General features: G+C 67.9%; 13 protein-coding genes. 5 read left to right on the forward strand and 8 right to left on the reverse strand.

The window, feature by feature from the left end; all coding sequences use genetic code 11:
- Positions 1–206 precede the first annotated feature (206 nt).
- Positions 207–2399, reverse strand: coding sequence for an ATP-dependent DNA helicase RecG (gene recG / locus EV191_RS16160; RefSeq protein WP_132877879.1), 2193 nt, complete (start codon positions 2397–2399; stop codon positions 207–209).
- A gap of 77 nt (positions 2400–2476) precedes the next feature.
- Entirely contained in the window at positions 2477–4093 is a 1617-nt protein-coding gene (locus tag EV191_RS16165) for a DAK2 domain-containing protein (protein WP_341539620.1), read from the reverse strand.
- A gap of 171 nt (positions 4094–4264) precedes the next feature.
- Here EV191_RS16165 and rpmB point away from each other — a divergent pair, with 171 nt between their 5' ends.
- Positions 4265–4456, forward strand: coding sequence for a 50S ribosomal protein L28 (rpmB, locus tag EV191_RS16170; protein ID WP_132877880.1), 192 nt, complete (start codon positions 4265–4267; stop codon positions 4454–4456).
- Between the two features lie 121 nt (positions 4457–4577).
- Here rpmB and EV191_RS16175 read toward each other — a convergent pair whose 3' ends face one another.
- From EV191_RS16175 to EV191_RS16185, 3 genes are all read right to left on the reverse strand, one after another.
- Positions 4578–5255, reverse strand: a complete 678-nt coding sequence (locus tag EV191_RS16175; RefSeq protein WP_132877881.1) for a uracil-DNA glycosylase — start codon at positions 5253–5255, stop codon at positions 4578–4580.
- A 45-nt stretch (positions 5256–5300) separates the two neighbouring features.
- Positions 5301–5822: a gamma carbonic anhydrase family protein gene (locus tag EV191_RS16180; RefSeq protein ID WP_132877882.1), complete on the reverse strand. Its 522-nt coding sequence runs from the start codon at positions 5820–5822 to the stop codon at positions 5301–5303.
- Between the two features lie 76 nt (positions 5823–5898).
- Positions 5899–6879, reverse strand: a complete 981-nt coding sequence (locus EV191_RS16185) for a thiamine-phosphate kinase (RefSeq protein WP_243658986.1) — start codon at positions 6877–6879, stop codon at positions 5899–5901.
- A 150-nt stretch (positions 6880–7029) separates the two neighbouring features.
- Here EV191_RS16185 and EV191_RS16190 point away from each other — a divergent pair, with 150 nt between their 5' ends.
- Together EV191_RS16190 and EV191_RS16195 are read left to right on the forward strand one after the other, a co-directional pair.
- A complete protein-coding gene (locus tag EV191_RS16190) occupies positions 7030–7263 on the forward strand; it encodes an Lrp/AsnC ligand binding domain-containing protein (protein WP_132877884.1) in 234 nt (77 codons plus the stop codon).
- A 76-nt stretch (positions 7264–7339) separates the two neighbouring features.
- Positions 7340–7903: a DUF3515 domain-containing protein gene (locus tag EV191_RS16195; RefSeq protein WP_132877885.1), complete on the forward strand. Its 564-nt coding sequence runs from the start codon at positions 7340–7342 to the stop codon at positions 7901–7903.
- Between the two features lie 13 nt (positions 7904–7916).
- On the opposite strand, the gene EV191_RS16200 is transcribed toward EV191_RS16195, so the two are convergent.
- Both EV191_RS16200 and pdxR read right to left on the reverse strand, forming a co-directional pair.
- A complete protein-coding gene (locus EV191_RS16200; protein WP_132877886.1) occupies positions 7917–9017 on the reverse strand; it encodes a D-alanine--D-alanine ligase family protein in 1101 nt (366 codons plus the stop codon).
- Between the two features lie 11 nt (positions 9018–9028).
- Positions 9029–10432, reverse strand: a complete 1404-nt coding sequence (gene pdxR / locus EV191_RS16205; protein WP_132877887.1) for a MocR-like pyridoxine biosynthesis transcription factor PdxR — start codon at positions 10430–10432, stop codon at positions 9029–9031.
- Positions 10433–10491: 59 nt separating this feature from the next.
- Here pdxR and EV191_RS16210 point away from each other — a divergent pair, with 59 nt between their 5' ends.
- Entirely contained in the window at positions 10492–11169 is a 678-nt protein-coding gene (locus EV191_RS16210) for a pyridoxamine 5'-phosphate oxidase family protein (protein ID WP_132877888.1), read from the forward strand.
- A 14-nt stretch (positions 11170–11183) separates the two neighbouring features.
- On the opposite strand, the gene EV191_RS16215 is transcribed toward EV191_RS16210, so the two are convergent.
- Positions 11184–11930, reverse strand: coding sequence for an IclR family transcriptional regulator (locus EV191_RS16215; RefSeq protein ID WP_132877972.1), 747 nt, complete (start codon positions 11928–11930; stop codon positions 11184–11186).
- A gap of 218 nt (positions 11931–12148) precedes the next feature.
- Between EV191_RS16215 and EV191_RS16220 the strand changes: the two genes are divergently transcribed.
- Positions 12149–13387, forward strand: coding sequence for an NAD(P)/FAD-dependent oxidoreductase (locus tag EV191_RS16220; RefSeq protein ID WP_132877889.1), 1239 nt, complete (start codon positions 12149–12151; stop codon positions 13385–13387).
- Positions 13388–13626 lie beyond the last annotated feature (239 nt).

The raw sequence follows: 13626 nt of genomic DNA on the forward strand, positions 1-13626 counted from the left end.
CGGACAGACGTACTGCCAATGCCCCTGAACGACGTGACGCGGAGCGGGATCCTCCCACTCCGCGCCGAATAGTGCAGGTTGCCAGCACGTTACCGCGTGCCTCCCGCGTATCGGGAGCATCATCTCAGGTTGCGGACACCCGGTACCCGCTGACCTGCACGAACCCGGCGAATATCGGGTGTGACGAAGTAGACACCAGCGCCGAGCTAGACCTTTTCCAAAAAGTCGGCGCGCTCATCGTCGGCGAGGTGGGCGGCGAGTCCGGCCAACCCAGGGTGCGCGGCCAACCCTGGATCGTCACGCACAATCCGCTGCGCTTCCGTGCGAGCACGATGAATCACGTCCTCGTCGCGCAGCAACGACAGCATCTTCAGCCCGGAGCGCCGGCCGGACTGGGAAGCCCCAAGAATGTCGCCTTCCCTGCGTAGCTCGAGGTCGAGCTGGGCCAGCTCGAATCCGTCCACAGTAGAAGCCACCGCGTCCAGCCGCTCCCTGGTGCTCGTACCGTCCAGCGTCTCGGTCACCAGTAGACAGAGCCCGGGCGCGTTACCCCTGCCGACCCGACCACGCAGCTGATGCAGCTGGCTGACGCCGAACCGGTCCGCGTCCATGATCACCATCGCGGTCGCGTTCGGCACGTTCACGCCGACCTCCACCACCGTGGTCGCGACCAGAACATCGAGATCGCCCGCGGCGAAGGCACGCATCACGGCATCCTTCTCCTCGGTGGGCAGCCGGCCGTGCAGCACGCCGATCCGCAGGCCGGCAAGCGGCCCCTCGGCAAGCATTGGTCCGACCTCGGCCACCGCGAGCGGCGGGCGGCCCTTTGATTCCTCCTGATCAATCGCCTCCGGCACGCCCTCGGCGTCGGCGGCGTCCTCATCCACCCCGATTCGCGGGCAGACCACATAGGCCTGATGTCCGGCGTCTACCTCTTCGCGTACCCGCTGCCAGGCCCGGTCCAACCAGGCCGGCTTCTCGCTCGCCGGAACCACGCTCGTGGAGATCGGCGAGCGGCCCGCCGGCAGCTGCCGCAACGCGGAGGTCTCCAGATCGCCGTACACCGTCATGGCGACCGTGCGCGGGATCGGCGTCGCGGTCATCACCAGCACATGCGGGCTACCGCCGTCGGCGGCTCTGGTGCGCAGCGCATCCCGCTGTTCCACGCCAAACCGGTGCTGCTCGTCAACCACGGCCATACCCAGATCGGCGAAGGACACCTTGTCCTGGATCAGCGCATGGGTCCCCACCACGATCCCGGCCGCGCCGCTGGCCACGTCCAGCATCGCCTGCTTGCGCTTTGCCGCGCTCAGCGAGCCGGTCAGCAGCGCGACCCTGGTCGCCTGCTCCGCGCCGCCGAGCTCGCCGGCCATCGCCAAGTCGCCAAGCAGTTCGGCAAGCGAACGAGCATGCTGGGCGGCAAGCACCTCGGTCGGCGCCAACATCGCCGCCTGCCGCCCCGAATCCACGACCTGAAGCATGGCGCGCAGGGCGACCATGGTCTTCCCGCTGCCGACCTCGCCCTGCAACAGCCGGTTCATCGGATGCGAACCGGCTAGCTCGGTCGCGATCGTCTCGCCCACCTCGCGTTGCCCCTCGGTCAGCTCGAACGGCAAGCGCTGGTCGAAGGCGTGCAGCAGGCCATCCGGTTTGGCAGGACAGTTCGGCGCGGGCGCGGTCTGGGTGTTCTGTTTACGGCTGGCAAGCACCAGCTGCACGGCGAGCGCTTCGTCCCATTTCAACCTTTCCCTGGCGTGCTCCACCTGCGCCCAGTCCGCCGGCTGGTGAATCTCGTGCAGTGCCTGGGAAAACTCCGGCAGCCCGAGCCGTGTGCGCAGCTCCTCGGGCAGCGGGTCGGTGGCGCCATCCCAGACGGGCAGTACCTGCTTCACGCAGTTCCATACCGACCAGGACTGCACGTCCTTGCTCGCCGGGTAGACCGGGATCAGCGCGTTGGCGAAATCCTCCGCGCTGTTCGCGCCCGCCTCGTCGTCTTCGAGCAGCATGAACTCCGGGTGCGCCAGTTGCAGCCGGTTCTGGTAGTAGCCGACCTTGCCGGCGAACAGCGCCTGCTTGCCCACGGTGAGCTGGGTCAGCCCCTTGACGAACTTGAAGAACACGCAGCTCAGCGTGCGCTCGCCGTCGGTGATCTGCAGTTCGGTCAGCTTGCCCCGCCTGCGCACCATGTCGCGCTGCTTCACCTCGCGCACCTCGGCAAGCACCGTGACATGCTCGCCGATCTCCAAACCCGCGATCTTGGTGAGCTCGCCCCGCTGGGCGTAGCGGCGCGGGTAATGCCGTAGCAGATCGCCAACCGTGGACACGTTCAGCGAGCTCTCCAGCAGCCGCGCGGACTTCGCGCCGACCAGTGGTTCCAGCTTGTCGTCCAGTCCAGCCATCTCGCTCCCTCACCGCCACCAGTGCGATGCCATTATCTCCGGCCACGCCGACATCTCGTGGCCGATGCCGTGGGCGGCTATTCCACGCCGAGTAGTAGTACCGCCTCCGCGCCCGCTCCCCGGTAACAGGCCAGGTCCACCTCGGGGTGCTGATCCCGGAGATAGGCGGAAAGCTCCTCGACCACGGCGGGTTCGGCGGTGGCGCCGAGCAGCACGGTCACCAGTTCCCCGCCGGTGGCCAACATCCGCTCCACCACGGCACAGGCGGCCGCGGGCACCGCCGCTGCCCGCGCCCGCTCGCCGTCGACCAGCACAACCTCACCGTCCACCAGGCCGAGTACGTCGCCTGGTGCGCACCTGCCGACCCAGGTCAGCGCCTCCGCCTCGGCGATCCGCAGTTCGCCATACCTGGTTGCCGCCGCCGCTTCGGCCATCGCGACCACGTCAGCACTGATCCGTCTACTCGCGTCGTGCACGGCCATGGCGGCGAGCGCCTGGGCTGGCGCGGCGCAGGGCACCACGACCACGTCCTGGCCGCGCGCTTCGGCCTGCTGTGCCGCACCGGTGGCCATCGCGCTGAGCTCGGCATCCGCCGCGAGCACCACCACATGCGCCGCGTTGGTAGCCCTGATCGCGTGGTAGGCGGGAGTCGGATCGGTCTGTTCGGGTTCCACGAGCAACGCCTCGGCGCCCTCCTCCGTGACCAGTTCGGCCAGCTGCTCGCTGCGCAGCAGCACAAGCACCGCGCGGTCCCTGGTGAACGTGGGGGTACCCGCTTGCACCAGCAGTGGCGTGACCTCGATCCGGCGTGGCTTGCCCGCTTCGATCCCCGCCTCGATCGCGGCGCCGATGTCATCGCAGTGCACGTGGACCGCATGCGTTCCCGCGCCATCACCGGCGAGCGTGACGCAGTTGCCGATCCGGGTCAGCGCCGTGCGCAGGGTGTCCAGCGCGGTGCTTGCCGGCTCGTCGAGCAGGTACATCACCTCGTACTGGTAGTCCCGTGGCACGGCCATGCGCTGTGCGGGCTCGGCGACCTTCGGGCTGCCAAGCTCGGGACGCGGTGGCGCCGGCTCCCCGGATACCACCGCGTGCAGCGCGTCGAGCACCGCGAGCAGTCCCCTGCCACCGGCGTCCACCACCCCGGCGTCGGCGAGCACCGCGAGCTGCCCTGGCGTACGCGCGAGCGCTTCGGCCGCTGCCGCCGCGGCCGTGCCGGTGACGCCGACCAACTCCTGCTCAGCACGGACCGCGTCGGCGGCCGCGCGCAGCACCGAAAGGATCGTGCCGGCCACCGGTTCGGCCACCGCGGCGGTGGCCAGCCGCGCGGCCCGATCCAGTGCCGCGGCCAGCCGAGGGCCGTCCACGGTCGATTCGGTACCGAGCTCCTCAGCGCAACCCCGGAGCAATTGGGACAGCAGCACACCCGAGTTGCCCCTGGCGCCGCTCACCGCGCCACTGGCGAGTTCGGCGAAGGCATGACCGGCCCCATCGGGCGCCACGGGCACTCGCTCGGCGGCACACCGCATGGTGTGGGCGAGGTTCGAACCGGTGTCCGCGTCCGCGACCGGGTACACATTGATCGTGTCGATCGCCGCCCGCAGCTCCTCGAGCAGCTCGACGCAGGCGCGCGCCCATTCGCCGACCGCCCGCGCGTCCAACAGCCGCAACACCACGTTCCGTGCGCCCTTCAAGCCGGAGCAGCATCTTCTTGCCCAGGATTTCCTGCTGGGGATTCGCGCCTGGGTTACCGTGTCCGCCGAGCGTAGCGACCCGGTTTCGACGGCGCTGAAGGCACCGGTTACGCTATTTCGAGTTCGCCGGCAGCTGCCGGCTGTCTGTAAACCCGTGAAGGAGTGTTCGACGTGGCTGCCGTTTGCGACGTCTGCGGCAAGGGGCCGGGCTTCGGCAAGTCGGTCTCGCACTCGCACCGGAAAACCAACCGTCGGTGGAACCCGAACATCCAGACTGTGCACGCGAAGATCGGTCTTTCGCAGCGCAAGCGGATGAACGTGTGCACCTCGTGCATCAAGGGCGGCAAAGTCGTCCGCGGCTGATCCCGCATGACCTACCGAAACGGCCTGGCCATCGCGCCGGGCCGTTTTTGTTTGCCCAAATACCCGCGCTGACCCTCAAGAACGCGGTCACTGGCTAATCAGCTTGCGGTGACCGGGGGTGTTAAGGGAGCTTCCAGTCGATCGGTTCCGCACCCTGCTTGACCAGCAGCTCGTTCGCCCTGCTGAACGGCCGGGAACCGAAGAACCCGTTATGCGCGGACAGCGGGCTGGGATGCGGGGACTCGACACACGGCACATTGCCGAGCAGCGGTTTGAGGTTACGGGCGTTGCGGCCCCAGAGAATGGCCACCAACGGCGCATCGCGAGCGGCAAGCGCCTTGATCGCCTGTTCGGTAACCTCTTCCCAGCCCTTGCCCTGGTGCGAGTTCGGCTTATGCGGCCGGACGGTCAGCGCCCTGTTCAACAGCAGCACACCATTGTCCGTCCAGGCCGACAGGTCCCCGTTCGACGGCGCCGGATGCCCAAGATCCGTGCCGTACTCGGCGTAGATGTTGATCAAGCTCTTCGGCAACGGCGATACGTCGGCGGCCACCGAGAAACACAACCCGATCGCGTGACCAGGCGTCGGATACGGATCCTGCCCCACGATCAACACGCGCACCTGGTCGAACGGCTGATTGAACGCGCGGAGCACATGCTCACCGGCCGGCAGATAACTGCGCCCCTCGGCGATCTCGGCGCGCAGGAACTCGCCCATCGCCGCGATCCGATCGGCCACCGGCTCCAAGGCCCGCGCCCAGCCAGCTTCAACAACCTCATGCAAGGGACGTGCTGCCACGGGGCGGCAGTCTAGCGCCCGCCGGCCCCCGGCCGAGCCGGCCCGTCAGTCAAGCCGACGCAGCTCGGCGCGGAAATGCGCGGCGTTGCGCACATAGTTGTCCACCACCCGCTGCACCGCCTCCGGACCGAACGAGGTGTTGTCCCGGCATTTCGCCGGCACCCCGAGCGCGAGCTGACCGGCGGGCACGTAGCCGCGATAGGAAACAACGGCGCCCGCGCCAACCATCGCGCCATCCTCGATGACGGACCCGTTCAACACGACCGAGCCGGAGGCGATCAGGCAACCGCTACCGATCCGCGCGCCCTCGACGTGCACGCTGTGTCCGATCGCGCTTCCCGCGCCGAGGATCGTCGGCGTCTCCCGCGTGCAGTGCAGCACGCTGCCGTCCTGCACGTTGCTGCGTTCGCCGATCTCGATGTACCCGCGATCGCCGCGCAGTACCGCCTGCGGCCACACCGAGGCGTGCGCGCCGAGCCGAACATCGCCGATCACCGTCGCGTCCGGGTGCACGTAGGCCTCTGGGTGGATTTGCGGTTGCAGGTCACCAAGCGCGTAGATCGCCATCAACAGCCTCCTCGATCGGGGTTCGCCGAGGCATTCTCGCGCAAGCGATCTTGACTGGCTGCCGTGCCCGCCGGAGTCAGCGCCAGTGTTCCCAGCCACCGGGACCGGCGTAGGCCTCACCATCGACGGTTACCCCAGCGCCCCTTCCGACCGAACCGATCAGCGTCCAGTCCTCCGGAACAGCGCTCGGTTCCGGGAAAGTCGCGGCAAGGCAGTGATCCTCGCCGCCGGTCAGGATCCAGCGCATCGGGTCCGCGCCGAGGGCCGAGCCGACTTCGGCAAGTCGCTGCGGTATCACCACGCGCGCGGTCTGCACGTCGATCGACACCCCCGAAGCCGAGGCCAGATGCCCGAGATCGGCGAGCAGTCCATCCGAGACGTCGATCATCGAGGTGGCGCCCTGCTCCGCGGCCCGCGGACCAGCGCCGTACGGCGGCTCCGGCCAGCGCTGCGCGTTGACCACGGCCACAGGGGACCGGAAACCGCGCCCGAGCACCGCGAGCCCAGCGGCCGCCCAGCCGAGCCGTCCGCACACGGCGAGGACATCGCCCGGCCGGGCCCCGGTTCGGGTGACCGGCGCATGACCGCCGAGATCACCGAGCGCGGTCACCGTGATCACCAGCTGGCCCGCCGTCACGACATCCCCACCGGCCAGGCCGGCACCGACCAGCTGCGCTTCGCGCCACAGCCCGGCGGTGAGTTCGCGCAACACCGCCACTCTGGTGGTTGCCGGGCAACCAATACCGAGCAACAGCGCGGTCGGCCGCGCGCCCATCGCGGCCAGATCGGCGAGGTTCACCGCGGCGGCCTTGCGCCCCACCTGTTCCGGAGTGGACCAGTCGAAGCGGAAGTGCACGCTCTCCACGAGCACATCGGTGCTCGCGACCACCCTGCCGTCAGCGGCCGTGAGCAGGGCAGCGTCATCCCCCGGACCGAGCAACACCCCCGCGCCCTGGCCACGGCCCTTGGTGAGCTCGTCGATCAGTGCGAACTCGCTGAGCTCAGCGACCGTCCTCGGGTCCGCTTCGTCGTCCGTGGGCGCCGGCTTACTCGGCACTTGATCCCCTCCCTTACCCGGTCGCGACACCGCCATAACTGACTCTACGTGGGGTAGGTTGGCAACTACGGTCGACAAACGGACATCAGCACGATTTGCTAACCGCAATCAGTACCGTCTTTACGGGCAGTCCGGACGAAAGGGCACGACGTGGTCCACGCATACATCCTGATTCAGACCGAAGTCGGTCAGGCGGCCGCGGTGGCCGCGGAGATCGCCGGGATACCCGGGGTCACCACCGCCGAGGACGTCACCGGTCCGTACGACGTGATCGTGCGCGCCGAAGCCGATAACGTCGACCAGCTCGGTCAGCTCGTGGTAGCCAGGGTGCAGAACGTCACCGGTATCACCCGAACGCTCACCTGCCCGGTAGTCAACCTCTAGACCCGCGAACCGCAATATCTTTAAGGAATGCGGTAGGGGCGCCGGCCACCGATTCGGACACGCCTAGTCTGACACCGTGGCCGAAGAAAATGGCGGACTGCCCCGTCCGGTGATCATCGTCGCGGTCGCCCTCTGCGGCCTGCTCGCTGCCGGCGTAGCCACGCTCGGCCTGCTGTTCGGCTCGGACGAGCCGACCGAACCAGCCGAGCAGAACGGCTCCACCGAACCGCTGGCCATCCCGTCCGTGCCGACCCCGGACGCGGAAACCCCGGAATGCGAGGCCCTACTCGATGAGCTGCCAAGGCAACTGACCTCGTCCGGCGAGCAACTGCGCAGCCTGCGCATCGCCGAGCCGCAGCCGCCGGCGACCAGAGCGTGGGGTTCGACTGACCACGAACCGCTGATCGCCCGCTGCGGTGTCCAGCGGCCAGGCGAGCTCACCCGCACCTCTCCGCTACGCGAAGTGTCCGGGGTGCAGTGGCTCGTCGCCGAGCAGCCCGGATCAGCCACCTGGTACGCGGTGGACCGCAAGGTCTACATCGCACTCAGCACGCCAAGCGATTCCGGCACCGGTCCACTGCAGACGGTCTCCGAACAGATCGACAACACCCTCGAGCGGGTGGACATCAGCTTCGACTGAGGCCGGTACGCCGTCAGCGCAGCCCGGTACCCCGTGCCAGCGCGGTATCGATCAGCACCGAGAGCAGTTCCGGGTACTCGATACCGGTGGCTTGCCACATCTTCGGATACATCGAGATATGCGTGAAGCCGGGCATCGTGTTGACCTCGTTGACGATCAGCTCGCCATCCGCGCCGACGAAGAAATCCACCCTCGCCAAGCCCTGGCAGTCCAACGCGCGGAACGACCGCACGGCCATCTCGCGCAGCTGTGCACTGACGTCGTCATCCAGTTTGGCAGGGACGTCGAACTCACACATCTCGTCCGAGTCCAGGTACTTGGCGTCGAAGTCGTACCAATCGGACTCCCCTGCTACCACCCGGATTTCCGCGGCTACCGAAGCCTCCACCCTGCCGTCCGGGAACTCGAGCACCCCGCATTCGATCTCCCTGCCGGCTACGCCAGCCTCGATGATCACCTTGGGGTCGGTCCGCCTTGCCAGCTCGATCGCCGCGTCCAGCTCGGCCCAGTCGGTCACCTTGCTGATCCCGATCGAGGATCCGGCGCGGGCAGGTTTGACGAAGACCGGCAGGCCGAGCCGGTCCCGCTCAGCCTGAGCCAGTGTCGGCATATCCCTGCGCAGTACCGCGTAGGGGCCGACCGCGAGCCCTTCGGCGGCAAGCAGTTTCTTGGCGTACTCCTTGTCCATCGCCACCGCGCTGGAAAGCACACCGGGCCCCGCGTACGGGATCTCGGCGAGCTCGAGTAGCCCCTGGATGGTGCCGTCCTCGCCATAAGCACCGTGTAGTACGGGAAAGACGACGTCCACTTCGGACAAGACTTCGCTTTCCTTGCCCCGCTCGAGGGAGACGAGGTCGTTGCTCGTCGGATCTCCCGCGAGCACCAGACTCCGACCATCGGTCACCGAAGGCATCCGCCGCCCGGAAACCTCGAGCGCCTTCGGGTCGTCCTTGCCAAGCACCCAGCCGCCCTGCGGGGTGATGCCGACCGGTACGACCTCGAACCGATCCCTGTCCAGATGCGCGAGCACGCTGCCAGCCGATACACAGGACACCGCGTGCTCGGTGCTTCGGCCGCCGAATACCACGGCAACCCGAATCTTCCGTGCGCTCATAGCGCAGGACCCTACCCGCAGGGCGCCGAGCCTTCGCTGAGGATGCCGACCAGCTCCGGCAACGCGGCCCGCAACGTCTCCCGCGAGCAATTGGAATAGCCGAGCGCGACCCCGTACTCGCTGGGCTCGGCCGCGTAGTGCCGGCGCAGCCCGTCCAGCCAGATGCCCTGCTCCGCCGCGGCATCGAGCACCGCGCGTTCGGCCCCTGGAGAGGGCAGCGGCACCACGATATGCGCGCCCGCGTCATCGCCGCGCACCGTAAGACCCTTCGCGGTGAGGTAGTCCACCACCATCGCCCTGCGCGCCGCCAGTTCCCTGCGCAGCCGGCGCAGATGCCGAGCGAGGTCCCCGTTGCGGGCGAGCTCGACGAGCACGCGCTGCCCTGCCGCCGCGGGGTTGATCCCGGTCTGTTCCCGGTAGGCGAGCAGCTGCGCGGCCACCGGCTGCGGCGCGACCATCCAGCCGACGCCGAGCGTGGGCGTCAGGATCTTGCTCGTCGTTCCCAGGTGTACGACGACATCCGGGGCGAGCGCGGCCAGCAGCGGCAGCGGGGCAACGTCGTAGCGCAACTCGCCGTCGTAGTCGTCCTCGATCACCAGCAGGCCCTCTGCTCGGGCCCGCTCGACGAGCGCGACGCGGCGCGCGGCGACCATCCGCCCGCCAAGTGGGTACTGATGCGCCGGCGAGCAGTAGACCGCCCGCACTCCCGCCGGCACCGCTTCCGGAATGAGCCCGCCGGAGTCCACCGGCACGGGCACCACCCGGAGCCCGCAGGACCGGAAGGCCTGCACGGCTCGCTGGTAACCGGGCTCCTCGACGGCGATGGTGGCATCCGCGCCGAACACACCGGCCGCCGCCAGCTCACCCGCGGCCGAGCTGGTCCCCGAGGTAGCGAGCACCGAGCCGGCCTCGGCGACCAGTCCACGGTGGCGCAGCAGGTGTTCGGCAACGGTGGTGCGGAACTCGGCAAGACCGCTGCGTTGCGGTCGCAACAGCGGATCGACATCGGATGCGGTCCGCCAGGCGCGGCGCCATGCCGCCCGGTCAAGGCCGTCCGCCCATGGCGTACCTGGCACCAGGTCCAGCCGCATGCCCTCCGGTCGGCTCGGGTATCTGGGCTGCTCGGCGCTGGCCGCGGCAGCCGGAACCGTCGTTACGTAGGTCCCCGAGCCGTGCTGGCCGGCTATCCAACCTTCGGCATGCAACTGCTCATACGCCGCGGCAGCCACCGTGCGGCTCACCTCGAGTCGGGCGGCGAGCGCCCTTGTCGACGGCAGCCGGTCGCCGACCCGCAGCTGGCCGGAGACCGCCGCGGACCGCAGGGCATCCGCGAGCTGCGCGGCAAGCGGCGTCGAGGATTCCCTCCGCAGCTGCATGGGCAGGGCTGTGACGCTGTCCCGAGACAAAGTGGCCATCCCAAAATCGTCGTGCAGTGGCACTTAAATGATGCCACTTCGACGGCGACGATCACGGTATGACGCTATCTCCCACCTCTCGAAGCACCATCCAGCGAGCCAAGAAGCGGGCCGTCACCGATCGAGCCGCGCTGCACGCGGTACTGGATGCCGGACTGGTCTGCCATCTCGGTTTCCTGCGGGAGAACGCGCCGGTCGTACTGCCAACCGGCTACGGCCGCGATGGGGACACGCTCTTCCTGCATGGCTCCTCGGGCGCGTTCAGCCTGCGAACCGCGGGGCAACGCGAAGAGATCTGCGTCACAGTTACCTTGCTGGACGGGCTTGTCTACGCCCGTGCGGTATTCCACTACTCGGTCAACTACCGGTCCGCGGTGATTCACGGGGTCCCCGAGGTAGTCAACGAGCGCGACGACAAACTGCACGCCCTGCGGGTCGTCAGCGAGCATCTGGCCCCCGGCAGCTGGGACTACTCGCGGGAACCCACCAAACAGGAGCTCGCGAAGACGACGGTGCTCGCGCTCGATCTGACCGAAGCCGCGGTCAAGATCCGCAACGGCCCGCCGGTCGACGACGACGAGGACGTCGAAGCCGGCGATCGGTGGGCTGGCGTGCTGCCGCTGCACGCGCAATGGGGCGATCCACGGCCCTGCACCCTGCTTCCGGACGGCGTCGCGATTCCGGAACACGTGCTTGGCCGGGCTAGCCAGCCCTACGCGCCCGTACCGGAGGCATGAAACTCGCTGTCGTTCTAGTTGTCCCAGTAACCGAGTTGCGCGGACAGTTCCTTGGCCGCGACCGACATCGCGCCGATCACCTCGCGCACTCGTTTACGGGAGAACCGGTACGAGGGTCCGGACGCGCTCAACGCGGCGATCACCGCGCCATCTTGATCATGTACCGCCACGGCCGCGGCGTTGAGCCCGAGCTCCAGCTCCTCGTAGCTGGTCGCGTAGGCATCCCGGACAATCGCGTCGAACATGGCGCGTAGCTCGGTCGCCTCGGTGATGGTGCGCGTGGTGTACCGCTCGAGCGGTTCGGCGAGTAATTCGTCCTGATCCTCAGGCGGCGCGTGGGCCAGCAGCACCTTGCCGCTGGACGTGGCGTGCAGGGGGGTTCGCTGGCCGACCCAGTTGTGCGTGGTCACCGACGCCGTGCCGCGGCTCTGGCTGATATTGATGGCGACGTCGTAGTCTCGAATGGCGATGTTCACGGTTTCGCCGAGTTCGGCCGCTAGCGATTCACAGAACGGCCTGCCCAACCTGGGCAGGTCCATTCGCTCGGTGGCCGCGCCGGCCAGACGTACGATGCCGAAGCCGATCGCGTACTTGCCGCGCTCACCCAGCTGTTCCACCAGGCCGCGTGCTTCGAGCACGCTGACTAACCGCGACGCGGTCGACTTGTGCACACCGAGCTCACCAGCGATTTCGGTGATCCCGGTTTCGCCATTGCGAGCAAGCAGCTCCAGGATGGTCACCGCTCGGTCGACGGACTGCACCAGCGCGCCGGCGCTCCTACCACGCGCATCCGCTTCGTTAGTCACCCCTGAACCGTATCCGTTCCGAACACGAATATCGGCACCAACCATTAGCCTCTTGACGTTCTTGCGATCAACAAGCCACATTTGTTGCACATCGCTAGGCGTGTTTCCCATTGCGCAACGGAGGTACTGTTGACGTCCCGGCTTGTGGGCCCAATGCTTGCGTCGGCCAGCCGATGAAAACGGTCACCATCGTCGGCGGCTCCTTGGCTGGCTGGCGATCCGCGCAGGAGCTGCGCGAGCAGGGTTTCGACGGGCGTCTGGTGCTCGTCGGGAACGAACGGCACGGGCCGTATGACCGGCCGCAGCTGTCCAAGGAATTCCTCACCGGGCAATGGGATGTCGACGAGCTCGCGCTGAGCAGTCAGACCGAGGACAAGGAACTGGACGTCGACTGGCGGCTTGGCAAGCACGCCGTACGGCTGGACACCCGCAACGGTTCGGTCGTCCTCGAGGACGGCGAGTCGATCCGCACCGATGGCGTGGTGATCGCGACCGGGGCAAGCAGGATGACGATTCCTGGCGCGGCCGAGATCCCCGGCAGTCATCTGCTTTACCAGCTCGAGGATGCGCTCGGGGTACGCGATGAGGTCGGCTCGGGCAGCAGGGTGGTCGTCGTTGGCGGCGGGCTTGTTGGCGGCGAGGTCGCGGCCGCCTGCCAGGCACTCAAGGCACGGACGACCCTGGTGGACACCCGGCATATGCCGCTGGTGCCGACCTTCGGCATCGAGATCGCCCCACTGTGTTTCGACCTGCATGAGGACCATGGGGTGCGTACCCGTTGCGGTACCCCGGCAAGACGAGTGCTCGGCGATGAGCGAGTCACCGGGGTTGAGCTCGCCGACGGTCGGGTGCTCGCCGCGGACACCGTGGTGGTCGCGGTCGGAGTGACGCCAACGACCGGTTGGCTACGCGGTTCTGGCGTGAAACTCCGCGACGGAGTACTGACCGATGCCGGCATGGTCACCCGATTGCCCAATGTGGTCGCGGTGGGCGACGTCGCGCGGTACCACTGCGTGTACCGGGGCCAGCGAGTGCGCTTCGACAACTGGACGAACGCGATGAACCAACCGCCGACCGCGGTGCGTAACCTGCTCGCCGGCCATACGGTGGAGCATTACACGAACGTGCCGCAGCTGTGGTCCCAGCAGTACGGCTCGACGATGCAGTTCGCCGGCTTCGTGCGCCCCAAGGACAAGGTCGCGATCGTCGAGGGCAGCCCGAGCGCGCATCGGTTCGTCGCGACCTACCACCGGCAGAACCGGTTGATCGGGGTGTTCGCGATGAATATGCCGAAGCGCTTCGCCGCATACCGCAAACGCCTACCGGCCGCGCTGCGCGCCCAGACATTGCCGAACGTGCCGGCGCAAACCAGGGGCCGCAGCGGAGCCGTCGCACGCGGCCCACGAAGGTGACTCGCGAGTAACCACGGGCCGCTCATCCGCTTGGCGCACAGTGGAATACGCCGAAAGTGATCGGTGGTGTTGCTCGCCCCGGACCGTCCAATATGCACATAAGGGGACCGGGCCCGCTTCGCCGGCCGTTTACTGTCCGTTCACTCGTGAAAACGTTCAAATTCGCCCGGCGAGTGACTTGACGCACCCGGCCACCTAGGCGCACTGTTGCGTTATACGCAGTTAGTTGTCGTAGACGC

The organism is Tamaricihabitans halophyticus, assembly GCF_004340875.1.
Taxonomy (GTDB): Bacteria; Actinomycetota; Actinomycetes; order Mycobacteriales; family Pseudonocardiaceae; genus Tamaricihabitans; species Tamaricihabitans halophyticus.